This is a genomic window from Congregibacter litoralis KT71 (assembly GCF_000153125.2).
GTDB classification, from domain to species: domain Bacteria; phylum Pseudomonadota; class Gammaproteobacteria; order Pseudomonadales; family Halieaceae; genus Congregibacter; species Congregibacter litoralis.
Genome location: NZ_CM002299.1, coordinates 3,301,410 through 3,325,280, shown reverse-complemented (window position 1 = coordinate 3,325,280; position 23,871 = coordinate 3,301,410). Strand labels below are relative to the sequence as shown.

Annotated in this window: 24 protein-coding genes and 1 other RNA gene; 19 read left to right on the top strand and 6 right to left on the bottom strand. The window is 60.4% G+C overall.

Annotated features, from left to right (window positions below):
- Positions 1-17: 17 nt before the first annotated feature.
- Both hisG and hisD read left to right on the top strand, forming a co-directional pair.
- Positions 18-668, top strand: coding sequence for an ATP phosphoribosyltransferase (gene hisG / locus KT71_RS15145; RefSeq protein ID WP_008294487.1), 651 nt, complete (start codon positions 18-20; stop codon positions 666-668).
- Positions 668-1,960, top strand: coding sequence for a histidinol dehydrogenase (gene hisD / locus KT71_RS15140; protein WP_008294488.1), 1,293 nt, complete (start codon positions 668-670; stop codon positions 1,958-1,960). Before hisG ends, hisD begins: the two co-directional genes overlap by 1 nt.
- A gap of 37 nt (positions 1,961-1,997) precedes the next feature.
- On the opposite strand, the gene KT71_RS15135 is transcribed toward hisD, so the two are convergent.
- Positions 1,998-3,092, bottom strand: a complete 1,095-nt coding sequence (locus KT71_RS15135; RefSeq protein ID WP_008294489.1) for a trypsin-like peptidase domain-containing protein — start codon at positions 3,090-3,092, stop codon at positions 1,998-2,000.
- Positions 3,093-3,127: 35 nt separating this feature from the next.
- On the opposite strand from KT71_RS15135, the gene KT71_RS15130 reads away from it, so the two are divergent.
- The gene (locus KT71_RS15130) at positions 3,128-3,928 is read left to right on the top strand and encodes a Nif3-like dinuclear metal center hexameric protein (RefSeq protein WP_238549430.1); all 801 of its coding nucleotides are present in this window, start codon (positions 3,128-3,130) and stop codon (positions 3,926-3,928) included.
- 128 nt (positions 3,929-4,056) lie between these two features.
- Here KT71_RS15130 and KT71_RS15125 read toward each other — a convergent pair whose 3' ends face one another.
- On the bottom strand, positions 4,057-4,536 hold the full coding sequence (locus KT71_RS15125) for a Z-ring associated ZapG family protein (RefSeq protein ID WP_008294491.1): 480 nt from the start codon (positions 4,534-4,536) through the stop codon (positions 4,057-4,059).
- Between the two features lie 153 nt (positions 4,537-4,689).
- Here KT71_RS15125 and zapE point away from each other — a divergent pair, with 153 nt between their 5' ends.
- From zapE to KT71_RS15090, 7 genes are all read left to right on the top strand, one after another.
- Positions 4,690-5,787: a cell division protein ZapE gene (gene zapE, locus KT71_RS15120; protein ID WP_008294492.1), complete on the top strand. Its 1,098-nt coding sequence runs from the start codon at positions 4,690-4,692 to the stop codon at positions 5,785-5,787.
- Positions 5,788-5,927: 140 nt separating this feature from the next.
- Complete coding sequence (gene rplM, locus KT71_RS15115; RefSeq protein ID WP_008294493.1) at positions 5,928-6,356, top strand: 50S ribosomal protein L13; 429 nt, start codon at positions 5,928-5,930, stop codon at positions 6,354-6,356.
- 8 nt (positions 6,357-6,364) lie between these two features.
- Positions 6,365-6,757 carry a 30S ribosomal protein S9 gene (gene rpsI, locus KT71_RS15110; RefSeq protein ID WP_008294494.1) on the top strand — a complete coding sequence of 131 codons (393 nt, stop codon included), beginning with the start codon at positions 6,365-6,367 and terminating at the stop codon, positions 6,755-6,757.
- 312 nt (positions 6,758-7,069) lie between these two features.
- Positions 7,070-7,693 carry a ubiquinol-cytochrome c reductase iron-sulfur subunit gene (petA, locus tag KT71_RS15105; RefSeq protein WP_008294495.1) on the top strand — a complete coding sequence of 208 codons (624 nt, stop codon included), beginning with the start codon at positions 7,070-7,072 and terminating at the stop codon, positions 7,691-7,693.
- Positions 7,693-9,723: a ubiquinol-cytochrome c reductase gene (locus KT71_RS15100; protein WP_008294496.1), complete on the top strand. Its 2,031-nt coding sequence runs from the start codon at positions 7,693-7,695 to the stop codon at positions 9,721-9,723. Before petA ends, KT71_RS15100 begins: the two co-directional genes overlap by 1 nt.
- Before the next feature lie 331 nt (positions 9,724-10,054).
- Positions 10,055-10,660 (top strand): glutathione S-transferase N-terminal domain-containing protein, encoded by a 606-nt coding sequence (locus tag KT71_RS15095; protein ID WP_008294497.1) that lies wholly within the window; start codon positions 10,055-10,057, stop codon positions 10,658-10,660.
- A 20-nt stretch (positions 10,661-10,680) separates the two neighbouring features.
- On the top strand, positions 10,681-11,076 hold the full coding sequence (locus tag KT71_RS15090; RefSeq protein ID WP_008294498.1) for a ClpXP protease specificity-enhancing factor: 396 nt from the start codon (positions 10,681-10,683) through the stop codon (positions 11,074-11,076).
- A 30-nt stretch (positions 11,077-11,106) separates the two neighbouring features.
- Here the strand turns inward: KT71_RS15090 and KT71_RS15085 are convergent, their stop codons facing one another.
- The 4 genes from KT71_RS15085 to KT71_RS15070 form a co-directional block, all read right to left on the bottom strand.
- The gene (locus tag KT71_RS15085; RefSeq protein ID WP_008294499.1) at positions 11,107-11,736 is read right to left on the bottom strand and encodes a BON domain-containing protein; all 630 of its coding nucleotides are present in this window, start codon (positions 11,734-11,736) and stop codon (positions 11,107-11,109) included.
- A gap of 7 nt (positions 11,737-11,743) precedes the next feature.
- Entirely contained in the window at positions 11,744-12,286 is a 543-nt protein-coding gene (locus tag KT71_RS15080; protein ID WP_008294500.1) for a phosphoheptose isomerase family protein, read from the bottom strand.
- Between the two features lie 51 nt (positions 12,287-12,337).
- A complete protein-coding gene (locus tag KT71_RS15075; RefSeq protein ID WP_202962361.1) occupies positions 12,338-12,715 on the bottom strand; it encodes a YraN family protein in 378 nt (125 codons plus the stop codon).
- 69 nt (positions 12,716-12,784) lie between these two features.
- Positions 12,785-14,608, bottom strand: a complete 1,824-nt coding sequence (locus tag KT71_RS15070) for a penicillin-binding protein activator (RefSeq protein WP_008294502.1) — start codon at positions 14,606-14,608, stop codon at positions 12,785-12,787.
- 68 nt (positions 14,609-14,676) lie between these two features.
- Here KT71_RS15070 and rsmI point away from each other — a divergent pair, with 68 nt between their 5' ends.
- The 9 genes from rsmI (at position 14,677) to mraY (ending at position 23,855) form a co-directional block, all read left to right on the top strand.
- Positions 14,677-15,516 carry a 16S rRNA (cytidine(1402)-2'-O)-methyltransferase gene (gene rsmI / locus KT71_RS15065; RefSeq protein WP_008294503.1) on the top strand — a complete coding sequence of 280 codons (840 nt, stop codon included), beginning with the start codon at positions 14,677-14,679 and terminating at the stop codon, positions 15,514-15,516.
- 49 nt (positions 15,517-15,565) lie between these two features.
- Positions 15,566-15,984: RNase P RNA component class A (gene rnpB, locus KT71_RS19935), an RNA gene on the top strand.
- Between the two features lie 559 nt (positions 15,985-16,543).
- A complete protein-coding gene (gene mraZ, locus KT71_RS15060; RefSeq protein ID WP_008294505.1) occupies positions 16,544-16,999 on the top strand; it encodes a division/cell wall cluster transcriptional repressor MraZ in 456 nt (151 codons plus the stop codon).
- Positions 17,000-17,926, top strand: coding sequence for a 16S rRNA (cytosine(1402)-N(4))-methyltransferase RsmH (rsmH, locus tag KT71_RS15055; protein WP_008294507.1), 927 nt, complete (start codon positions 17,000-17,002; stop codon positions 17,924-17,926).
- The gene (gene ftsL, locus KT71_RS15050) at positions 17,923-18,201 is read left to right on the top strand and encodes a cell division protein FtsL (protein WP_008294508.1); all 279 of its coding nucleotides are present in this window, start codon (positions 17,923-17,925) and stop codon (positions 18,199-18,201) included. The genes rsmH and ftsL overlap by 4 nt, the downstream gene beginning before the upstream one ends.
- Positions 18,198-19,922 (top strand): peptidoglycan D,D-transpeptidase FtsI family protein, encoded by a 1,725-nt coding sequence (locus tag KT71_RS15045; protein WP_008294509.1) that lies wholly within the window; start codon positions 18,198-18,200, stop codon positions 19,920-19,922. The genes ftsL and KT71_RS15045 overlap by 4 nt, the downstream gene beginning before the upstream one ends.
- Positions 19,919-21,406, top strand: a complete 1,488-nt coding sequence (locus KT71_RS15040) for a UDP-N-acetylmuramoyl-L-alanyl-D-glutamate--2,6-diaminopimelate ligase (RefSeq protein ID WP_008294510.1) — start codon at positions 19,919-19,921, stop codon at positions 21,404-21,406. Before KT71_RS15045 ends, KT71_RS15040 begins: the two co-directional genes overlap by 4 nt.
- Positions 21,403-22,779 (top strand): UDP-N-acetylmuramoyl-tripeptide--D-alanyl-D-alanine ligase, encoded by a 1,377-nt coding sequence (locus tag KT71_RS15035; RefSeq protein ID WP_008294511.1) that lies wholly within the window; start codon positions 21,403-21,405, stop codon positions 22,777-22,779. Before KT71_RS15040 ends, KT71_RS15035 begins: the two co-directional genes overlap by 4 nt.
- Positions 22,773-23,855, top strand: coding sequence for a phospho-N-acetylmuramoyl-pentapeptide-transferase (gene mraY / locus KT71_RS15030; RefSeq protein WP_008294512.1), 1,083 nt, complete (start codon positions 22,773-22,775; stop codon positions 23,853-23,855). The genes KT71_RS15035 and mraY overlap by 7 nt, the downstream gene beginning before the upstream one ends.
- Positions 23,856-23,871: the final 16 nt, after the last annotated feature.

Here is a 23,871-nt window from a genome sequence, read left to right as displayed (position 1 = left end):
ACGATTGGGCTGACTGCATGGAAACCGGCAAACTCACGCTTGCGCTGACCAAGGGGCGAATTCTCAAAGAGACGCTACCACTTCTGGCGCGGGCGGGCGTTGAACCTCTTGAAGACATGGGGAAGAGTCGCAAGCTGGTGTTCCCCACCACGCGGGACGACGTGCAGCTGGTGGTGATGCGCGGTGTGGACGTGCCGGTGTATGTGCGTCACGGCGCAGCGGACCTCGGCGTGGTAGGAAAAGACACCCTGCTGGAGCAGGGTAGCGATGGCGTTTACGAGCCTCTGGATCTGGGCATTGCCCCCTGCCGGCTCATGACCGCTGCCCCCGTGGATTTTGCATGGCCGGACCGCCGCGTGCGCGTGGCCACCAAATTCGTCAACGTCGCCCGGGATTATTTTGCCCGGCGCGGCGTGCAGGTGGAGCTCATCAAGCTCTATGGCGCCATGGAACTCGCGCCGGCTATGGCGCTTGCGGATATGATTGTGGATATCGTCGATACGGGTAACACGCTCCGGGCCAACGGCATGGAGCCCCTGGATGAGATCGCCGCGGTCACCTCGCGACTCATCGTCAACAAGGCGTCCATGCGCTCGCGACACGGAGCGCTCAATGGGCTCATCGAAGCCATTGGCAGCGCCGTCGCCGATCTGGCCCCGGCAGCCTGATGCGCCGCCTCGACAGCAGTGCGGCGGACTTTGCCTCCGCCCTGACGCAGCTCGAAGTGCCCATGGAGAGCGGTGACAGCGATGTGGTGTCAACGGTGGCACAGATCATTGCCGACGTGCGCCAGCGTGGTGACGAAGCGCTTTTGGAATACACGCGACGCTTTGATCACCTGGATGTGGAGGAGCTCCCGGCGCTGGAAGTCCCGCGGGAGGAACTGGAGGAGGCCCTTCAGGCGCTGCCCGAAGAGCAGCGGGCCGCCCTCACGGAGGCCGCTCGTCGTATAGAAACCTTCCACCGCAGGCAACTCGGTGAAGACTGGAGCTATGACGATGGCCTGGGGAATCGTCTGGGTCAGCGGGTGACACCCCTCAAACGCGTGGGAGTGTATGTCCCCGGTGGGAAGGCGAGTTACCCGTCTTCGGTATTGATGAACGCCATCCCCGCCCGGGTTGCCGGGGTGTCGGAGATTGTCATGGTCGCCCCCACCCCGGGCGGCGAGCGCAACGCCCTGGTGATGGCCGCGGCGGCCCTGGCGGGCGTTGATCGCGTCTTCTGCATCGGTGGCGCCCAGGCGGTGGCCGCCCTCGCTTATGGCACCGAGGCGGTGCCCCGCGTGGATAAGATTGTGGGTCCGGGGAACCGCTTTGTCGCCGAGGCCAAGCGTCAGGTGTTTGGTCAGGTGGGTATCGATATGATCGCTGGGCCCTCGGAGATTTTGATTATTGCCGACGGCAGTGCCGACCCCGAGTGGATGGCAATGGATCTGTTTTCCCAGGCGGAGCACGACGAGAGTGCCCAGGCGCTGCTGCTCTGCCCGGACGCCGCCTATATTGATGCGGTCGATGCCGCTATCGATCGCCTGCTGCCGCAGATGGAGCGCGCAGCAATCATCGAGGCCTCTCTGGCCCGCCGCGGCGCCTTGATCAAGACTCGGGACATCGCCGATGCCGCGGCCATCAGCAACGGCCTTGCGCCGGAGCATCTGGAGCTGGCGGTGGCAGACCCCGAGGCGTTGCTCCCCCATATTGAAGCAGCGGGCGCTATCTTTATGGGAGTTCACAGCTGTGAGGCCCTGGGAGATTACTGTGCCGGCCCCAACCACGTGCTCCCGACCTCGGGCTCAGCGAGGTTTTTCTCTCCCCTGGGCGTCTACGATTTTCAGAAGCGCAGTTCGATTATTCATTGCAGCGCTGAGGGCGCTGCACCCCTCGCGCGTATCGCGACGGTGTTGGCGGAGGGAGAGTCCCTGACGGCTCACGCACGCAGCGCGGCGATGCGCTCCGGAGAGTAAGAGTAAGAGTAAGGCGCAGCCCGGTCAGTGCCTGGCACTACTCGGTGGTTTCGGGCTGGGTGCCGATGATGGCGGTGAGCTCCACCGCTTCGCCGTCCCGGGACGCACTCAGCATTAATCGGTCTCCGGGCCGCAGCAGAGACACCTCATACATGGCCAGTCGTACGTCCTCGACGGCTTCATCGTTGAGGTGCGTGATGATATCGCCCGCCTGAAGACCGGCACGATCCGCAGGCCCGTCGACGGCCACGCCGCGCACCAGGAGGCGCTGGTCACCGGGTCCATCACCGGGTATCTGCTCTACCTGGACACCCAGCCAGCCCCGGATGACTCGTCCAAAGCGAATGAGGTCGTCCATTACAAAATCCGCGAAGCTGGATGGGATGGCCAGGGAAATGCCGATACCGACGGAGCCCCCGCTATTACCTTCGCTGGATGCGTAGATCCAGCTGTTGATGCCCACCAGGGCGCCGTTGACGTCCACCAGTGCGCCGCCGGAGTTGCCCGCATGGATCACCGCGTCTGTCTGGATAAAGCCCTCGTAGCTGCCCGGGCTGAGCCCGAAGCGTCCCAGTCCCGACACGATGCCCTGGGTGACGGAATGACCAAACCCCAGGGGATTGCCGATAGCCAGGACCACATCACCCACGGATAGCCGGTCCGAATCGGCGATGCTGATGGCGCTGAGGTCCTCCAGGTCAACTTTAAGCGCTGCCAGATCCGTGGCTCGGTCCAGGCCGACGACCTGCGCTGCGGCGGAGCGGCCATCACTGAGCAGCACCTGAATGGCATCGGCGCCGTCAATGACGTGGTTGTTGGTCAGGATGTAACCGTTCTCACGCATGATGACGCCGGATCCGAGGGAGCGCTCCACCCGCTGCCGAGGCGCGCCCCGGGGGATAGGCATAAATGGATTATTGAGCATGCGGCTGTTCGCCGATGCCACGCGCTTCTCCGTATAGATGTTGACCACCGAGGGCGTCGCACTGGCCACAGCCTGTCGGAAGCTGTCCCGGGCCACCGCCGCGCCTTCGGGACTGGGCGTCGGTAATACCCACTGCTGAAGGATCAGAAGCGCAGCCAGCACACCGGCAATGGCGGGCCAGGTAAAAAATCTCAGGAACGAGCCCATGGGCCCTCGCTAGCCAGAAAGAAAAACGATTGTATATGATGCCTCCGTCACAGACACCGACCCCGGACCCTCAAATGCCCGTTGCCCTTCAGGATTTAGTCAGACATTGCGATACAACGCTTGAATCCCCACGCTTTCGCGATTATTGCCCCAATGGTCTTCAGGTAGAGGGGCGTGCCCAGGTCGTCCGCCTGGCCGCTGCGGTGACGGCAAATCAGTCCGTACTCGAGGCGGCCATCGCCTGGGAGGCTGACGCTCTGATTGTTCACCATGGCTATTTCTGGCGAGGGGAGGCACCGGAGGTGGTGGGGATGAAGCGGCGGCGTCTGAAGACACTGCTGGACTCTGACATGAGCCTCCTGGCGTATCACCTGCCCCTGGATGCTCATCCGGTATTGGGCAACAACGCCCGTTGGGGGCAGCTTCTGGGCTTTCAGGATGTCGAACCCCTGGACAGGGAGGATCCTCAGAGCGTGGGGAACATCGGGAAGCTGGCCAGCCCCATGTCGCTGGACGCGGTGGCGGCGCAGGTGCAGGCACTGACGGATCGGGAGCCCCTGGTCATCGGCGATGGTCAGGCAGCGATAGAGCAGGTGGCCTGGTGCACCGGCGCGGCCCAGGGCTACATCGACAAGGCCGCGGCAGCCGGTGTGCAGCTTTACATATCCGGTGAGATCTCAGAGCCTACGGTACATACAGCACGGGAGCTTGGGATTGCCTACATGGCGGCGGGGCACCACGCCACGGAACGCTACGGTGTTCAGGCCCTCGCAGCGTCCCTGGCCGAGCGGTTTGATCTGGAGTGGAGCTTTATCGACTGCGACAACCCGGTTTGATCTGCCGCCACCATCTTTGCCGCCACCACTCCTGCCGCCACCACTCCTGCCGCCACGATTAAAGAAGGCCCGTTTGATCCGGACTTGTTAGGCCCGGACCGGCTACCGCCGGACGCGTTACCGCTCCATCAGGCGCTCCGCGTGCTTGAGTCTTCCGGTGGTTTCTCTTCGCCTTCCAGTCCAAAACGCTCGTCGAGGACGCCGGGGTCGTCAGGTGAGGTCTTCGCCGCGTAATCGCGGGGAGGCTCGACGACAACGCTGTCCGCTTCAATGGTGTTTTGATCGGAATCCTTAGGCGCCTCAAGCGACTGAAAACGTGCGGCCTCCTCCTCGGAGCAGAGTTCTGATGCGCCGCCGGCGATATGGGCGTAGATGTCACGATAATTGGCTGTCAGGGTGTTGAGCTTGTCCGCACTGTCGGCAAAGTGTGCGTTGACCCGCTGCTCGTAGCGCGCCCGGGCGGACTCGGCCTGCTCCAGCTTTTCTGTGAGCTCCCGCGCTTCTTCACTGCCCGGCGCTGTGCGTCGGCCGGCAAAATATCCGATCAATAAGCCGATAATGGCGGCAACGATTGCAAATATGATGGGGTCATCAGTACCGGTGTTCACAAGCAGGTCCTCTACGTTTCAGGTGGGTGGGGAGTATAACGTTGCTACGTCACAGCTTGGTAGCAGGATTGCCAAAACCGGAGCTGCACGAGTAAGGTAGCGCGCCTCAACGTTCCCATCGGAGGATCGGGAATCCCGACCCGCAACGACACTGTGCTGACACCCTGGCAGCGATACCAAGAAGATTTAACACGGGAAGATTTCAGTCACGACGCAGCGCAGGAGGCAGCGGTGCTGCGCCTGCAGGATCTGTACGATCGCGTCGTGGAGCGCCATGCCCGCAGCCAGACCCTCGCCGGCCGTCTGGGTCGCCGCTTTCGTCGCAATTCGGAGCCCGAAAAAGGCCTGTACTTCTGGGGTGGAGTAGGGCGTGGCAAAACCTACCTCATGGATGCGTTCTACGAGAGCCTGCCCTTTGACAGGAAGCTCCGTGTGCATTTTCATCGCTTTATGCAGCGGGTACATCGTGAGCTTGCAGAGCTGGAGGGGGAGAAAAACCCCATCGAGCTTATCGGGGACCGTCTGGCTGCGGAAGCGGATATCATTTGCTTTGATGAGTTTTTTGTCAGCGATATTGCCGACGCCATGATTCTGGCGAACTTTCTGGAGGCGATTTTTCAACGCGGTATCGCCCTGGTCGCAACCTCCAACATCGCCCCCGATGGCCTGTATAAAGATGGACTCCAGCGGACGCGCTTCCTGCCGGCGATTGCGCTTCTTCAGCGCTACACAGAAGTGTTGACCGTCGATGCGGGTATCGACTATCGCCTGCGAACTCTTGAGCAGGCCAAACTCTATCACCACCCCCTGGGTGCGGAGGCTGATGCCAGCCTGACGGACAGTTTCCAGCGCCTGGCACCGGACGCGATCCAGCATTGGCAGCGCATTGAAGTCAACGGTCGCTACCTGACCTGTCGTTGTCTTGCCGATGATGTGGCCTGGTTTGAGTTTCCCGAACTTTGCGATGGCCCCCGTTCCCAGAATGATTACATCGAGCTGGCCCGGGAGTTTCACGCCGTGATCTTATCCGGTGTGCCCAGAATGGGTGCGGGGCAGGATGATGTGTGTCGGCGCTTTATCAATCTTGTGGATGAATTCTACGACCGGAGCGTAAAACTCGTGATCGCCGCCGAAGTTCCGGCATCAGAGCTCTACCACGGTACGCGCCTTAGCTTCGAATTTGCCCGCACGGAATCCCGTCTGTTCGAGATGCAGTCTCACGATTACCTGGCCCAGGAGCACCGGCCCTGAGCAATCTTTCTGGCGGTTGCTCTGACCCGCTGTGAAGAGCGCTTTGAATGTGGGAAATCTTATTGGAATTGTGGCTTGCCAAGGGTCCGTCGTTTAAGTAGTATTCGCGCTCTTTTTTTGGCCCTTTTGAGGCGAAACCCATGAAAACTTATAGCGCTAAAGTCGGCGAAGTCACCCACGACTGGTATGTCGTTGACGCCACCGACAAAACGCTTGGCCGTCTGGCCAGTGAAATTGCTCACCGTCTGCGCGGCAAGCACAAAGCAGAGTACACCCCTCACGTTGACACCGGCGACTACATCGTCGTCATCAACGCGGAGAAAGTGCACGTCACCGGCGCCAAGCGCACGGATAAAATGTATCACCGGCACACGGGATATCCCGGTGGTCTGAAGTCCCTGTCGTTCGAAAAGCTGATCGACAAAGCCCCTGAGCGTGTCATCCAGGGCGCGGTGAAGGGCATGCTGCCCCGCAACCCGCTGGGTCGTGCAATGTTCAGTAAACTCAAGGTATACGCCGGCGATGCGCACCCGCACGCCGCGCAGCAGCCTCAGCCGCTGCAGGTCTAGGAGAAACAATGAGCGCAACTCAGTATTACGGAACCGGGCGTCGCAAGACCTCCACAGCGCGAGTGTTTCTGCGCAGTGGTGGCGGCGATATCACTGTCAATCAGCGTCCTCTGGACCAGTATTTTGGTCGGGAAGTGGCACGTATGATCGTGCGTCAGCCGCTGGAACTCGTGGATCTGGTGGAAAAGTTTGACATCAAGGTGACCGTGGAAGGCGGCGGCAGTTTCGGGCAGGCCGGAGCCATCCGTCACGGCATTACCCGCGCCCTTATGGAGTATGACGAGGCCCTGCGTGGCACTCTGCGCGGCGCCGGTTTTGTGACCCGGGACGCCCGCGAAGTTGAGCGTAAGAAAGTGGGTCTGCGCAAAGCGCGGAAGCGCCCACAATTCTCCAAGCGCTAAGTCGATCATCGGGCGCTCCTCTCATGGAGCTCAGGATGAGCCAGAAAAACCCGACGGTTACCACCGGTCGGGTTTTTTTATGCGGGGAATTTGTCCAAGTTTAGAGATAAATCAAGGGTTTGGGTTGCAAAAAGCCGGGCCTTTCCTTGTTTGAAGCGGCTAAAGTCTTTACCATTCGTGCGCCCGGATTCCAGCTACCCTTGACGCAGCTATGTAAACCGGCGCCAGGGGTTTTTCAGATTGCAGGTGATGTTCCCGGGAGCCATCCGCGATCCAATGAGTTGGCATCGAAGAAACAGGAGACCAATCGATATGTCCAGTGTCACAACGGCCAGCGAAAGCGCTGAGTCAGAAGTCGACAACAACCGTCGTCGTTTTCTTACGGTTGCCACGAGTGCGGTCGGCGCGGCGGGTGCCGTCGCTGTCGCAGTACCTTTCCTTGGGTCTTGGAATCCTTCTGCCAAAGCAAAGGCGGCGGGAGCACCGGTAAAAGCCGATATCGGCAAGCTGGAGCCAGGTCAGATGGTTGTCGTGGAGTGGCGAGGCAAGCCCGTTTACGTCGTTCATCGCACTGAGGAGATGATCACAAACCTCGACAAGGTTGATGGCGATCTCAAGGATCCCGATTCGGCGATCTCCAAGCAGCCTGCCTACATCTCGTCCAAGGCGCGCAGCATTCGCCCTGAACTCCTGGTTGTCGAAGGGCTATGTACCCATCTGGGCTGTGCGCCGAAATTCCGCCCCGAAGTCGGTGCTGCGGATCTTGGCGGCGATGAATGGGTCGGCGGGTTTTTCTGTCCCTGTCACGGGTCCAAGTTTGATTTGGCAGGCCGCGTTTACTCGGGTGTGCCGGCGTCAACCAACCTGGTAGTTCCCCCTTACTCTTTTGAATCACAAAGCGTCCTTGTTATTGGCGTTGATGCGGAGGCAGTGTAATGGTCAACATGCTCATCGGTTTGCGCGACTGGGTTGACGAGCGTCTACCCATTACGCGTGCGTGGAACACCCACATGGGTGAATACTACGCGCCGAAAAACTTCAACTTCTGGTATTACTTCGGTGTGTTCTCCCTGCTGGTGCTCGTGAATCAGCTGCTCACCGGCGTATGGCTCACTATGAACTACACGCCCAGTGCAGAAGAGGCTTTTGCGTCGGTCGAATACATTATGCGCGACGTGGATTACGGCTGGGTTCTCCGCTACATGCATTCCACTGGTGCGTCGGCGTTCTTTATCGTCGTTTATCTGCACATGTTCCGCGCGATGATCTACGGCTCCTACAAGAAGCCCCGGGAACTCCTCTGGGTGTTCGGTATGCTCATCTTTGTGCTTTTGATGGCCGAGGCCTTTGTGGGTTACGTACTGCCCTGGGGCCAGATGTCCTATTGGGGGGCGCAGGTTATTATCTCTCTCTTCGGTGCGATTCCTGTTGTGGGCGAGAGCATCGTCACCTGGATTCGTGGCGATTACCTGATATCCGGCATTACGCTAAATCGCTTCTTTGCGCTCCACGTGGTCGCACTACCTATCGTGCTCCTTGCATTGGTTGTCCTACACATCCTTGCGCTGCACGAGGTGGGTTCAAACAACCCCGATGGTATTGAGATCAAGAAGAACAAGGGGCCTGATGGCGTTCCCCTCGACGGGATTCGCTTCCATCCCTACTACAGCGTGCACGACGTCCAGGCCATTGCGGTGTTCCTCTTCGTATTCTGCGCGATCATGTTTTTTGCGCCGGAGATGGGGGGCTTCTTCCTGGAATACGCCAACTTCGAGGAGGCCAACGCGCTCAAGACTCCGGATCATATTGCTCCCGTCTGGTACTTCACGCCGTTTTACTCCGTACTCCGCGCTGTTCCAGACAAGTTCTGGGGTTTTGTGGCCTTCGCGGCCAGCGTGGCAATACCCTTTGTACTGCCCTGGCTGGATCGCTCGCCGGTTAAATCCTGGCGCTATCGTGGAAACCTGAACAAGGTGATGCTCGTTCTGTTCGTCGCATCATTTCTGATTCTGGGTGTACTTGGCGTTAAGTCTCCGACACCGGCACGCACGGCACTGGCGCAGATTTGCTCCATCTTTTACTTTGCTTTCTTCCTGCTCATGCCCATCTGGTCGAGTATGGACAAGGCCAAGCCGGTGCCCGAGCGGGTGACCATGGATGGTGGCGTGGGCGCTGTCGGCTCCCTGGCCGGCCTGCTACTGATACTCGCGCTGACGATCATCCCTCTGAAGGTGGTGGGTGCCGAGTCCGCCTACAACTGCGGCACCATGCCCTGTGACGAGGTCGAGATGGATATCTCGAACAAGAGTTCGTTACAGAACGGTGCCAAGGTGTACATGAACTACTGCATGGGGTGTCATTCGCTCCAGTACGCGCGGTACAACCGCGTCGCTGACGATCTGGGGATTCCCGAGGATCTCATGCGCGGCAACATCATTGCTGACCCTGAGGTCAAAGTGGGCGCACTGATGGAAAATGCCATGGATTCGGACCGGGCCAAGGTCTGGTTTGGTGCGGCGCCGCCGGACCTCACCCTGGTTGCCCGGGCGCGGAACCCTGAGTGGCTTTACACCTATCTGCGTACATTTTACGCTGATCCTACGCGGCCTTACGGGGTGAACAACAGGGTGTTTCCCAATGTGGGTATGCCTCACGCCCTCATCGAGCTCCAGGGACTTTTGGCCTGCACGCCCACGGCGGTCCACGGTGAGGTGGAGCCTCTGTCCGGGACTCAGATGGCGGATCACAGCGACCCCTGCGGAACAATGGACGTGGTTGATGCCGGTCTCATGTCGACGGAAGAGTTCGACGAGGCTACCTATGACCTGGTCAACTTTCTGGCTTACGTGGCAGAGCCCATCAAAGCCGATCGTCAGCGTATAGGCATCTATTCTCTGCTGTTTCTTGCCGTGTTCTTCGTGTTTGCGACGCTGCTCAACCGCGAGTACTGGAAAGACGTACACTGATCGAGGTTCAACAAAGCTCCGCCTATAGCGGGTAGGAACGGTGGCGCATAGGGTGAGAATCCTACGCCGCCGTTTTCTTGTTCAGGCATGGGTACAAACAACAAGCGATTAGCTAAGGCCGTAACCGCTGCATTAACAACGGAACAGCGCGTGTAAGGCGCTCAGTGCAACACTGCTATCACAATTATTAGGCCGGGGACCAGATCGGTCGACGCAGATCCGGTGGGTCACAGAAGCCTCAAGGCCTCGTGCCCAAAGGGTAAAGCTGGTATTTTGTGTCCCCCCATTTGACGTAAACAGTTTTCCATAAACTACAGGCGCACCAACCTCCATGATTTTTTACTCCGATCCGACCTCGCACTTCAGTCATCGTGTACGCATCGTACTGGCTGAGAAAGGCGTTACCGCCGAAATTATTGACGTGGATCCCGCGCATCCGCCGAGAGAGATGTCCGAGCACAACCCCTACAACTCCCTCCCTACACTGGTTGACCGTGAGCTCTCTCTCTACGAGACCCGCGTGATGATGGAGTATCTGGATGAGCGTTTTCCTCATCCTCCGCTTTTGCCTGTTTACCCCGTAGCCCGCGCCGAGAGCCGCCTGTTTATGCACCGCATCGAGCAGGACTGGTGCGCGTTAATCGACTCCATTCAGAACTCTCGCAGCGACAACGTCGTTAAGCGATCGGTTAAAGAGTTGCGCGAGGGTATTCTGGCAATCGCGCCGATTTTCGCGGAAAAGCCGTTTTTCATGAACGATGAATTTACCCTCGTAGATTGCTGTATTGCGCCTATTCTCTGGCGCCTACCCACCCTGGGTATTGATATTCGCCCCAGCAAGCAGTCGAAGCCGCTGTTTGCCTACATGGATCAGTTGTTCAAGCGGGAGTCGTTCCAGCAGAGTTTGACCGAGCAGGAGCGCGAGATGCGCCTCTAGGCGCAGCGCTGGATTTACTGGTGAATTCAAGTCGGCCCTACCTGCTGAGAGCCCTCTACGAGTGGATCGTTGATAACGACTGTACGCCCCATGTGATTGTGGATGCGACGGCACCGGGGGTCGACGTGCCGGAAGAGTACGTCAAGGACGGACAGATTGTCCTTAACCTCTCTCCCTCAGCCGTGATTGAGCTGCAGCTGGCCGATGATTGCGTGAGCTTCAACGGCCGCTTCGGAGGAAAGCCTACGGACGTCTTTATGCCTATGGCGGCGATCCTGGGAATCTACGCACGGGAAAACGGCCAGGGCATGGCGTTTGAGCCGGAAGAGGGGGATGACGACCCCACGCCCGAGGGCGGCAATGAACCCACGCCGTTCCGGCGCAACGGAAAACCCAGTCTCACGGTCGTAAAGTAAGCGCAGTCAAGCCTGCGAAAGTATCGGCGCTCAATCGATGTACTCGAACAGGCGCACAACCCGCTGGACGCCTGAGGTGTCGGCCGCTTCTTCCGCAATACGATCAGCTTCTGCCCGGGTCACCATACCCAGGAGATAGACGACGCCATCTTCGGCGACAACCTTCACGCGCAGTCCCGGCGTATCGCTGCCCGTGAGCAGGAATGTTTTGACCTTGTTGGCGATCCAGGTATCCGAGGCCCTTGTCATCGCCGAGCTGGCGGCAGCGACTTCCAGTTCATTGTAGATACGCCGGACGTCACGAATTTTTCGTACGACATCGTTGGCTTTTTGGCGTAGCTCTTCCTGCGGCACCTGGCCGGCTATGAGCACGTAGCCGTTGTAGCTCTGCACCACCAGATGCCCCTGATCAAAACGATCATCCGCCGCATGAAGATTGACGATGGCTTTTGTCTCGATGGATTCATCGGCGATGCGCTGGGCAAAGGTGCGTTCGCCAGGATCATCTTCAATGGCGCCAGACTCAAAGGTGGCGAGAAGCGAGCCACAACCCTGAAGGAAGAGCAGGCTTGATAGTGCCAGCGCAAGAGCAAAACGCGGCAGGGCAGAGGCGGAAAAAGGGGTCGCTAAAGGTGTCGCTAAAGATACGCGGCGCGCCATGGTCAGTTTATTCTCCTACCAACAATTGTTTTAGGTGTTCCCTGAGGCAGTGGCTGGCCATGAGGGCCAGCTCGCTGCGCTGGTCGGCATCGGCGGTATGGATTTCGATACAGCTGCCGCCGTTTACTTCCAGGTTTTCTGACATCGCAACGGTCACGAGGTTTCGGGTCCCGGCAAATTGAATAAATTTTTGTGCAATGGCGGCGCCGGAGCTGCTATCGATACACAGCAGAATATCGCCGTCGCGGGAGAGCGTGCGGAGATCCCGCCATAGCTGGGTGTCTCCCTCCGCACTGTCGCTGCACAATGCGATGGCAGGTAATGGCGGCCCGGATTCCAGGGGAGTTCTTAAAGTTGCCGCGACGTGTGCGCCGAGGGTGGCGTCCCTGCCACAGGCGCAGACCAGTACTTTTCTGTCGTCCAATATCGCCTGAGCGAGAAGGCTGGTCGCTGCGGCGAGCCCGGGTGCCATGCTGTCCACGGCGTTGGCAATAGTTTCGATGCGCCGGTGGAAGCTCGCGGCTGTGCGATCATAATGTTCGTCGGTCATGGCGTTGGACTCATAAACGCCTGACAGCGGTTTGGCGCCAGGACCGTGCGATCAAGTGATGAAGGCTGCCTGAATCCAACGTGCCTCGAAGCTTTGTCCGGCGCAGCCCGGTTCCCAGGCAATGACATCGAAGCGACAGGGCAGGTGGCACCACTGGGGATGTCGATTGAGAAAATAAGCTGCGCATCGTGCGATTCTACACTGCTTTGCCCGGTTCACCGAAGCCGCGGCGCCGCCATGGCTGCGATGACGTCGGGCGCGGACCTCTACAAACAGTAAGTGATGCTCATCGCAGGCAATGATATCTATTTCCCCTGCTTTGCATCGGTACTGCGTGTCCAGGATACGCAGGCCGTAGGACTTGAGGAGGGCCGCGCTTCGCGCCTCAAAGTCATCACCACTCACCATGCCGGCTGTTCCCCCGCTCAACAATTAACACGTCAGTTGCTGCGGCCTCGCCTTGCCGTAATTGGAGGAGAGGCTGGGGGAGAGTCTAGGTCAGCGGGGGCGCAGTTCGCCTCGGTCGAATTCGGCCATATTCAATCGGCGCTCGAGGCGTCCGTCATCATCAGAGCGTAATTCGGCGGTGAGTCCAAAATACAGCGGCGTCGCTACAGAGCGCATGCGCCACCATCGCTTCGCCAGGGCGTAGGCATCCATGCCCAGGGCGTGGAGCGCAACGGAGCCGCCGTCAGCGTTTACCGAGGCGGGGTCCAGACGCCAGGGCATCGCGAGCACATTGAGGCCCCCCAGGTCGCGGTTCAGTCCGCTGCTGCCGCTGCCACTGTCTGCCGTGGATAGCGCATACACCGGCAGGTCTCCGGCGTAGTGGTAATTAACGAGGGGCTTGAGCGCCCGGGCCTCGTCGCTGCTTTTACTGAGAAGAAACACCGTATCCAGATCTTCCCTCCGTCGACCCGCGATCTCTACGGGCTCGTTGAACAAGGCACGCACCGCAAGGCTGCGGGCGCCGCTCTCTCCCAGGCCGAGGGCGTCCCGCAGGGCGGGAGAATGGCTGTCAGGCGTTCCATAGATGGCCGTGGTCGGGATCTGTCCGCCAAGAGCCTGCCAGCGTCGCGCCAGGGCCAGCTCCATGCGTTCACCCCATTCACCCTCGGGTCGAATCACCAGGGCGCGCCGGGCGCCGTCGGCGAAAGCGTTGTCTGCCAGTTGTCGGGCCTCATCTTCGGGGGCGAGGGACAGGAGGAGACTGCGGGGATTGTTGTCTCCACCGTAAAGGGGACGGTTCAGTGCCAGCACAGGCACCTTCAATTCCGTTTCAGCAAGGAGTTCCGCGACTTGCCGTTTGCCCAGGGGGCCCACGATGACACTGGCTCCCTGAGCCTGGGCTTCGGCATAAGCTGCCCCGATGGTTTCAAAGCGCCGGCTGTCGAGAACATCGACGGTCAGTCCCGGCTGCTGTTCGGCAAAAAAACCGGCGATAAAGCCCTCGCTCACCGCGGCGCCTGCTTTTTCCAGAGGCCCGGAGAGGGGAAGCACCAGCGTGAGTTTGTTGCTCTTCGCATCTTCGAGGGCGGCTTCTCTCAGGGCGTCAGCATAGGTCCGTCCTGCATGCTGGGGATACTGCGTGCTCCAGGCCCCGAGTGCCGCCGCGGTCGCCAGGGGGCTGTCGACGGTGGTTGCCGTGGCCAGATCCAGCCAGCCCTGAGTGATCGTGTCATAGGAAGGGGCGGGATTTTTGTCTTTTTGAAGTCGCTGGGCTGCATTCCAGACCGCGCCGAGAAGCCGGGAGGGCGGTGGGGCGCCCTGCGCGCCCTGGGATAGCAGGCGAAGGGCCAGCTGCAGCTGGGCAGCGTCGTTTCCCTGGCGTTGGGCGACGTCCAGCTGCAGCTCAAGTACAGCGCGGCGCAGGGCATCCGGAAGTGGCTGTGCCTCCAGCTCCGTAACAATGGCACTGTATTCTCCGGTGTCACCCCGGAGGTAAGCGATGCGAGCCTTGTAGTAGTCAATCCACAAAGCGGTGACCACCAGATCCTCGGATGCTGCGGTATCGGCCTCTTCGGCGTTTTCCGGGTCGGGTGTTTCAATAGCTGCAAGGGCGAGGGTCGCGGCCATCCAGTCACCATCCGCCAGAGCCGCGCGGGTTGCTGCAAACAGTTCGTCATTCAGGCGTTCCCCTGTGACCGCAGGAAGATAGGCTTCTACCTCGGCGGGCGACGCGGTCGCCGAAGGCGCATCGGACCTTCCCGGAAAGCCGGTGCGGTTGGGAAGGTCTCCCGGGGTGGTGCCACAGGCAGCCAGAACGCCGGCAAGGAAGGTCCCGGTGAGGCCGGTACGCCAGCGGGGGAGCGAGCTCAGCATGCTATCCTCGAAGTTGGAACGCGGCCAGTGCCGCGGAGATCTCTGCATTATAAGGGAGGCTGTCGCTCTTGGAACCGGCGCTCTACATTGTGGCCACGCCTATCGGCAATCTCGGTGACATTTCCCGTAGGGCGGTGGAGGTGCTTTCACAGGTATCGTGTATCGCGGCGGAGGATACCCGTCGCACGGGGCAGCTTCTCAGCGGGGAGGGGATCAAGACTCGCATGCTCGCCTACCATGAGCACAGCGCGCCCCAGGTGGCGGAGCAACTGGCAGCGCGGGTCGCCGCCGGCGAGTCCGTGGCGCTGGTGTCCGACGCAGGTACGCCAACGATCTCGGATCCCGGTTATCGACTCGTCAGGGTGATGCAGGATGAAGGTTTAAAAGTCATTCCCCTGCCGGGACCCTGTGCCGCCGTGGTGGGGCTGTCAGGATCGGGGTTGCCCAGTGACCGCTTTGCCTTTGAGGGCTTTTTACCCAATCGCGGTGAGGCCCGCCGGCGGCGGCTGGAAGCGCTTGCCTCCTCAGACGCGACCCTGATTTTTTACGAGGCCCCCCATCGCATCCTTGCGACCCTGGAGGATCTGCAGGCTGTGATGGGTGGCTCACGAGAAGCTGCGCTGGCACGGGAGCTGACCAAAAGCTTCGAAACGATCCGTCGGGCATCTCTTTCGGAGCTTTGTGAATGGGTGCGGGATGATGCCAACCAGGCGCGCGGAGAGATTGTTCTGCTCTTAGCGCCGGCGCCGGATCAGGGTGTTGCCGAGGTGGATTCCGCCCTGGGGGAGTTGTTACGCGGAATGGCGGAGCATATGCCGGCGCGGCAGGCGGCGAAGCTGGTGGCTGCCTACGCAGGCATGCCCAGCCGCCAGCTCTATGATTATTTACTGCAGCATAAAGAGGGCTGATGCAGGATTGCTTCTTGCGCCTGGCTCCGCCTGTCGCTACTCTGCGCGCGAAGTTGGCCAGACGATCGCGGTATTCCCTGTTTCAGGGGGTACGGAGGAAAGTCCGGGCTCCATAGGGCAGGGTGCCAGGTAACGCCTGGGGGGTGTGAGCCCACGGAAAGTGCAGCAGAAAGGAAACCGCCTTTCTCCAAGACCGCTCAGGGCTGTTAATGCAATGGCTCGGACGTCTTGGCAGGACCTCTCAACGATGTCCTGTGAAGGGTAAGGGTGAAAAGGTGCGGTAAGAGCGCACCGCGCGGCTGGTAACAGGCGCGGCGATGGTAAACCCCACCTGGAGCAAGACCAAATAGGAATCCACCAGCTGCGGCCCGCAGTGGATTCGGGTAGGTCGCTAGAGGCGGGCGGCGACGCTCGTCCCAGATGAATGATCGTTCTCGACAGAACCCGGCTTATCGGCCAACTTCTTTAATTTTTGCTGCGGCTGAGGCCGTGCAGCTCCAGGCGTTGTAGCTGCAAACCACAGCCGCCACAACGCCTGTTGCAGCCGGCGCGATCAGACGCCAGGGCGATCAGAGGCCACGACGATCAGAAGTCAGGTCTATCAGAAACCAGGGCAGGTAGAAGTGCCGCTCGTGGCACTGTTTCTCGGGCGCTGTTTTGCTCTCTGGAGAACCCGCAGGGATCCCGAAAGCGTCAACCGGGAACATCTTGCGGTAATCCCGACGCTGGTTAGACGGAATTTGCCTAAAACCCAGCGACCAAATAAGAAAATGAGCTTTAACTTAAAGTAAAAGCTTAGCTTAACGCCTTAGGCCGCTGTTTTTGTGATTTTTTACCGCCGCTAAATGCGCTTGTAAATGTCCTCCAATCCTCCCTAAACTGCTCCCAAACCCCTGAAATAACAGGCTTTTTTGCGTTTTCTTGCTTGACTTGCCCTTTCCTGCGCACCTATAGTGTCGAGAAGTGGAGAGAAGTGGGTAATTCTGGCGATTTGTGGAATTCGCCGGAAAAAAGGGGTCGATAAGAAGTGTTTCGTGGTGTGCAGCACATCAATATGGATGCAAAGGGTCGCCTGGCGATCCCCGCGCGTCAGCGTGAGCCTCTGCTTGAGCAGTGTGCTGGCGAAATTGTTGTGACTATCGATACCCAGACCTCCTGTTTGTGTATCTATCCGCTGCCCGCCTGGGAGCAGATTGAACAAGACCTGCAAAAACTACCTTCTCTCAATCCTGCGGTAAAACGCTTTCAGCGTCTGATGCTGGGCTACGCCACGGATATACAGCTCGACAGCAATGGCCGCATGTTGCTGCCGCCGTCTCTGCGCGAGTACGCCCGCCTGGAGAAAAAGCTCGTGCTGGTGGGGCAGGGCAACAAGATGGAACTCTGGAGCGAGGAGCTCTGGATTGTCGAGCGCGACAAGGCGCTGGAAGATGTCGGGGCGGATGAGCCATGGCCCGACGAGCTGATGAATCTGCCTCTCTAGATGGCGGCCTCCCATGAAACGGTATTGTTGCACGAAGCGGTGGACGCGCTGGTAGGCAGCCCCGCCGGCCTTTACGTCGATGGCACCTTCGGTCGCGGTGGCCACAGCCGTGAGATTCTTCGTCGGTTGGATAATCAAGGCCGTCTCTTTGCCTGCGACAAGGATGAAGAAGCGGAGCGCGATGCGGAGGAACTCCTTGCCGGGGATGATCGGTTTTCCTTCGCCCGTGGCTCCTTTGCCGCACTGCCGGCTTTTTTGGAGGAGCGGGGTCTGGGTGCCGTCGATGGCATCCTGCTGGATCTTGGCGTTTCCAGTCCGCAGCTGGATCAGGCGGAGCGCGGATTCAGTTTTCAGCAGGACGGCCCCCTTGATATGCGCATGGATCGCAGTCGCGGAGAATCAGCCGCCGACTGGATTGCGGCCGCGCCGGAGCAGGAAATTATCGATGTGCTGCGAGAGTACGGCGAGGAGCGCTATGCCCGCCGCATTGCCGCGGCCATCGTAAAAGCGCGCTCCGAAAAGCCCCTCACGCGAACGGCGCAGCTGGCCTCCATTGTCAGTGAGGCCCATCCGCGCTGGGAAAAGCACAAGCATCCCGCGACCCGCTCTTTTCAGGCTATCCGCATTCGGGTCAATCGGGAGCTCGATGATCTCGCCGAGCTCCTGTCCCTGGCGCTGTCGGTGCTCGCCGTCGGCGGCCGCCTGGTGGTGATCAGCTTTCACTCTCTCGAGGATCGCCTGGTCAAACGTCATCTTCGGGACATGAGCCGCGGCCCCCAGTTGCCCCGGGATCTGCCCGTAAGAGATGTCGATGTCGGTGTGCCCATGCGTCTGCTGGGCAAGGCGGTGCGGGCAAGTGACCAGGAGGTGGCAGCCAATCCGCGGTCGCGGAGCGCCATCATGCGCTGTGCGGAGAAGATCGCGTGAGCGCCGCGGTCTTAAAGCCCTGGTGGGCCCTGGTACTGCTTATGCTGGTGCTGGGGAGTGCCTTTTTCATCATTGCCAGCACGCATGCCAGCCGCGGTTTTTATGCGCAGCTTCAGGACCTCGAGGCGCGACGCTGGTACCTCGAGGAGGAATACAGCCGTCTGCTCCTGGAGCAGAGCACCCTGGCCTCCCATTACCGCATTGAAAGTGAAGCGGGCGAGACCCTGGGTCTCGTTGCTCCGGGCCATGAACAAACGCGCCTGGTGGCCCCATGAGTAAGACGGCCAAAGTATCCGTGCAGCCCTGGCGGGCAAATGTCGTGCTTGCGCTCCTGGTGCTGATGTTTCTTGCGCTGGTGGGGCGGGTGCTGTCTCTCCAGGTTCTCGATATGGGTCGTGGTGTGGAGTTCCTGAAGCGCCAGGGGGATATGCGCATGCTGCGCACGGCGGAGCTCCCGGCCTATCGCGGGCTGATCACCGATCGCCGGGGTGAGCCTCTTGCGGTCAGCACCCCGGTGATTTCTCTCTGGGCGAACCCCAAGGTCCTCAGAGATAGCGATCGCCTGCCGGAGTTGGCATCAGCCCTTGATTTGAGCACGGCAGAGCTCGAGGACCGCTTGCTGCGCTATAACGGCAAGCAGTTTATGTATCTGCGCCGGCATCTGATTCCCGACAGTGCGCGGGAAGTGCTTGCCCTGAATATTCCCGGCGTGCGCGCCGAGCGGGAGTACCGTCGTTTTTATCCCGCAGGTGAAGTGGCGGCCCAGCTTGTGGGCATGACGAATGTGGATGGCGCTGGCGTCGCGGGTTTGGAGCTGGCCTATGATGACTGGCTTCGCGGACATCCGGGGAAAAAGCGTTACATCAAGGATCTCCACGGCGATGCCGTACGCGACATCGGTGTCATTGATCCCGTGCGTCCCGGTCGCAATCTGCAGCTCTCCATTGATCTGCGTCTCCAGTACCTGCTCCACCGGGAGCTGAATCGTGCAGCGACCGTCACCGGCGCGGAGGCGGGCGTCATCGTGACCATCGACAGTCACACGGGCGAGGTGCTGGCGAGCGCGAGCTATCCCGATTTTAATCCCAATAATCGTAGCACCGTGACCATGAGTCAGACGCGCAATCGCGCCCTCACGGACATCTTTGAGCCGGGTTCGACCATGAAGCCCCTTACGCTGGTAGCCGCTTTGGAGTCGGGCCGCTACGACACGGACACCCTCATCGATACCAGTCCCGGGCGAATTCGCGTCGGGCGCAAGGTGCTTCCCGATCCCCGCAATTACGGTGAAATCACCCTCTCGCGCGTGGTCGAAAAGTCCAGTCAGGTGGGTATTACCAAGATTGCCCTGGACATCGGCCACGAGCCCATCTGGGATGTGTTTAACCGCTTTGGTCTAGGTCAGACGACCGCCACAGGATTTCCCGGCGAGAGCGCAGGCCTCCTTCCCCAGCGTCCGCGCTGGCGCCCCATTGAGCAGGTCACCCTGGCTTTTGGCTATGGTCTGACGGCCACGCCGCTGCAGATCGCCCGGGCCTACGCGGTGTTTGCCAATGGCGGCATGTTGCCGGAGCTCTCCCTTCTTCAGCGGGAGGTTGTTGATGTGCGCGGCGAGCGTGTGGTTGATGCGGATATTGCGGCCAAGGTGCGGGGCGTGCTCCACGAAGTGACAGGATCCCAGGGGACCGCCCGCAAAGCGCGGGTGCCTGGCTACGAGGTAGGCGGAAAAACCGGTACGGTGCACAAGGTCGGTGCCGGTGGCTATCTGGACGATCAATACGTGGCGCTCTTTGTCGGTATGGCGCCCATTGAAGATCCGCGGTTTGTCACGGTCGTTGTGTTGGACCGCCCCAAGGGGGACAACTACGGTGGTGGCTCTGCAGCAGCGCCGGTGTTTGCCCGGGTCGCGGCGGAGACGCTGCGCCTCCTCGGCGTAGCGCCGACGCTCGAAGCCCCCGACACGATGCTCGCCGTCGCCGCCGGAGGTGGTGCATGACGCCGGTGACCGTCAATACCTGCCGCGAACTGCCAGCGCTGCTGATGGGCACCGGGGCTGATTTGGCTGCTGGTCTGCCAAACATCGATATCGCGGGACTGTGTCTGGACAGCCGAAACGTTCAGCCGGGAGAGCTTTTCGTCGCCTTGCGTGGCGGGTCCCACGACGGCCGGGCGTATCTTTCCCAGGCTGCCGCCGCCGGTGCGGTGGCGGCCCTGGTGGAAGACGAATTACCGGGTGAGGAGCCGCCGCTCCCCTGCGTGGTCATCCCCGGTTTGCGCCATAAGCTTTGTGAAATCGCCGGACGCTACTATCGCGATCCCAGTCGCCAGATGCACGTGGCAGCGGTCACGGGCACCAATGGTAAAACCACCGTCAGTCAGTTGTTTGCCCAGCTACTGCGTAGCGCGGGGTATGACTGCGGTGTTATCGGCACCCTGGGGGCATCGCTCACCGCAGGGGTGCAGGACAGCGTCCACACCACCCCCGACTCCATCGCCATGCAGGAAATCCTGGCAAGCTGGGCGGGACAGGCGGTTCCCTTTGTGAGTATGGAGGTGTCGTCCCACGCTTTGGATCAGGGTCGTGTAAACGGGCTGGATATTGACTCCGCCATCTTCACCAATCTCACGAGAGACCATCTTGATTACCACGGCGACATGGAATCCTATGGCGCTGCAAAAGCCCGGCTGTTTGCCTTTGAATCTCTCCGTACGGCCATCCTCAATAGCGATGACCCTTTCAGTGATGTCCTTGCGGGCAGGATGTCCCTGGGCGTAGCGGTGCTTCGCTATGGTCTGAACGATGCATCGGCGGATGTCCGTCTGAGCAATCTCCGCCTCCATAGCGCCGGGATGCAGATGCGTCTCGAGAGTCCCTGGGGTAACGGGACTCTCAACTGTCCCCTTCTGGGTAAGTTCAATGCGGTCAACCTGCTCGCGGCGCTTACCGCTGCGCTCCAGGCTGGGGTTCCCTTCGATGCGGTGATGACGGCCGCAGAAAGTCTGCAGCCGGTACCCGGGCGCATGGAGCCGATTCACAGCGCAGCCGGTCCCCTGGTGGTGGTTGACTACGCCCACACGCCGGATGCCCTGCGCCATGTGCTTATAGCTTTGCGGGAGCAGTGCAAGGGCCGGCTCATTGCGGTCTTTGGCTGTGGCGGCGATCGTGACAAAGGCAAGCGTCCCCTGATGGCGGAGGCGGTCGCCGCGATAGCTGATCGCGCCGTGATCACCAGTGACAATCCCCGCAGCGAGGATCCCCTGGCGATCATTGCCGACATTGAAGCCGCGATGGCGGGGGAGTATCACGTCTGTGCAGATCGCGGCGATGCCATTGCCATGGCCATTGAATCCGCCGCGCCCGAAGACTGCGTCCTCATCGCGGGTAAGGGGCACGAGGACTATCAGATCATCGGTGATCAGCGTTTCACCTTCAGTGACAGCGCCGTGGCTCAGCAGGTTCTGGCGAGGTCTGCCGCATGATGTCCGCGCTTTCTCTGTCAGTCATCGCAGAGCGCCTGGGTGCGCCCTACGAGGGCGCGCCGTTAGCGGTCTCCGGCATCACTATTGATTCCCGTGCCGTCACGCCGGGGGATCTTTTCGTGGCCCTTCCGGGAGAGCGTGTCGACGGCCATAACTACATCGATGCGGCGGTGGCAAACGGAGCCATCGCGGCACTGGTGGAGCATCCCGTGGATGCAGACGTTCCCTGCTTGCGGGTCTCCAGCTGTCTGGCGGCACTGTCAGACATAGGGCGGGCGAGTCGCGACTTCTCCAGGAGCCTGGTGATTGCCATTACCGGCAGCTGCGGAAAAACCACGGTGAAAAACCTCTGCCGCAGCATTTTCACTCAGGCGGGGCCGACGGTGGCCACGGCCGGTAACTACAACAATGAAATTGGCGTGCCGCTGACTCTGGCACGGCTGGATGATGAAACCCGCTTCGCCATCGTTGAGATGGGTGCCACCCGGCGCGGCGACATTGCGCACCTGTGCGCCCTGGCCCGACCCTCGATAACCACGGTGCTGAATGCCATGGAGGCTCACCTCGAGGGCTTTGGCAGCGTCGCCGACGTGGCGGATATCAAAGCGGAAATCTTTGACGGTCTCGGTGCCCAGGGCACGGCTATTTTGAATCTCGACCAGCCCTGGGTGTCCCTGTGGCGTGAGCGTATCGCCCGTGCCGGCGCCGATACCGTGAGCTACTCCCTCGGCGAGGAAGGCGATATTACGGTTGCCGATCTCAGGGATCTCGGCTTGCAAGGCAGTGAGTTCACCTTGCGTGTTCACGGCGAAGAGCAGGCCGTGCGCTTTCCCCTTCCCGGCAGGCACAGCGTGGCCAATGCCCTTGCGGCAGCAGCGCTGGCGACGGCGGCGGGTCTCGATCTCGGGACCATAGTGACGGGGCTCGAACAGGCGGAAGCTGAATCCGGTCGCTTGCGGGCCGAGAGCCTGGGCGAGGATAAAACGCTGATTGATGACAGCTACAACGCCAATCCCGGATCCGTCAGAGCGGCGATAGACCTTCTGGCCGCAACCGCGGGAAACAGCCTGCTGATCCTCGGCGAAATGTTGGAACTGGGCGAGGAGAGCGCCGAGCGACACCGTGAGATGGGAGCGCGCGCCCGGGAGCAGGGCGTGACACGTTTCGTTGGTATTGGCGATGCCCTGAAGCCCGCCGTGGAGACCTTCGGATCGACAGGGCAGTGGTATCCGACGCGGGATGCCCTGACCGCGGCGCTACCGGAACTGCTGGAGCAAAGTGACACGCTCCTGGTAAAGGGTTCGCGGGGCGCGGCCATGGAGTCGGTACTGGTGGCTATTCGTGATACCGCCCGGGAGGCCGGCCTATGCTGATGATCCTGGCAGACTACCTGGCGCAGTTCGAGTCGGCGTTCCGCGTGTTCCAGTATCTGACCTTGCGCGGCATTCTCGCGGCGGGAACCGCCCTGTTGATTTCCCTGCTCGTAGGTCCGGTGATGATCCGTCGTCTCAGCTATTACCAGGTGGGGCAGTCCGTGCGCAGCGATGGTCCCGAGTCCCATCTGGAAAAGTCCGGCACACCGACCATGGGTGGTGCACTGATCCTGGTGGCCATTGCCATCAGTACCTTGCTGTGGGCCGACCTGTCCAATGCCTATGTGTGGGTCGCTCTATTGGTCACCGCGGCTTTCGGCGCTGTGGGTTGGGTGGATGATTACCGCAAAGTTGTGGAGCGCAATCACCGGGGATTGCCGGCGCGATGGAAATATCTCTGGCAGTCCGTGGCCGGCCTCTCCGCCGCCGTCTTTCTGTTTATGACCGCCGACAGCCCCGTAACAACCCAGCTGTTTATTCCCTTTTTCAAGGACATCGCGATTCCCATGGGCGCGGCCTTTGTGGTCCTCGCTTACTTCGTCATCGTCGGTGCCAGTAATGCGGTGAATCTCACTGACGGACTCGACGGTCTGGCGATTCTGCCCACGGTGCTCGTGGGAACGGCCCTGGGTCTCATCGCTTATCTCACGGGTAACGTGAATTTCGCTCAGTATCTGCAAATTCCCTATGTGGCGGGGAGCGGTGAACTGTCGGTGTTCTGCGGCAGCATTGCCGGCGCGGGCCTGGGTTTTCTGTGGTTCAACACCTATCCCGCACAGGTGTTCATGGGTGATGTGGGCGCTCTCGCCCTCGGCGCCGCCCTGGGCACCGTGGCCGTGATTACCCGTCACGAGATTGTGTTTTTCATCATGGGTGGAATTTTTGTGCTGGAGACGGTCTCCGTGATTCTCCAGGTGGCGTCTTTCAAGCTCACGGGTAAGCGCCTTTTCCGCATGGCGCCGATTCATCATCACTACGAATTGAAAGGCTGGCCTGAGCCCCGCGTTATCGTCCGGTTCTGGATTATCACGGTAATGCTGGTGCTGTTCGGTCTTGCCACCTTGAAGCTGCGGTAATGGGAGAGATAGCGAA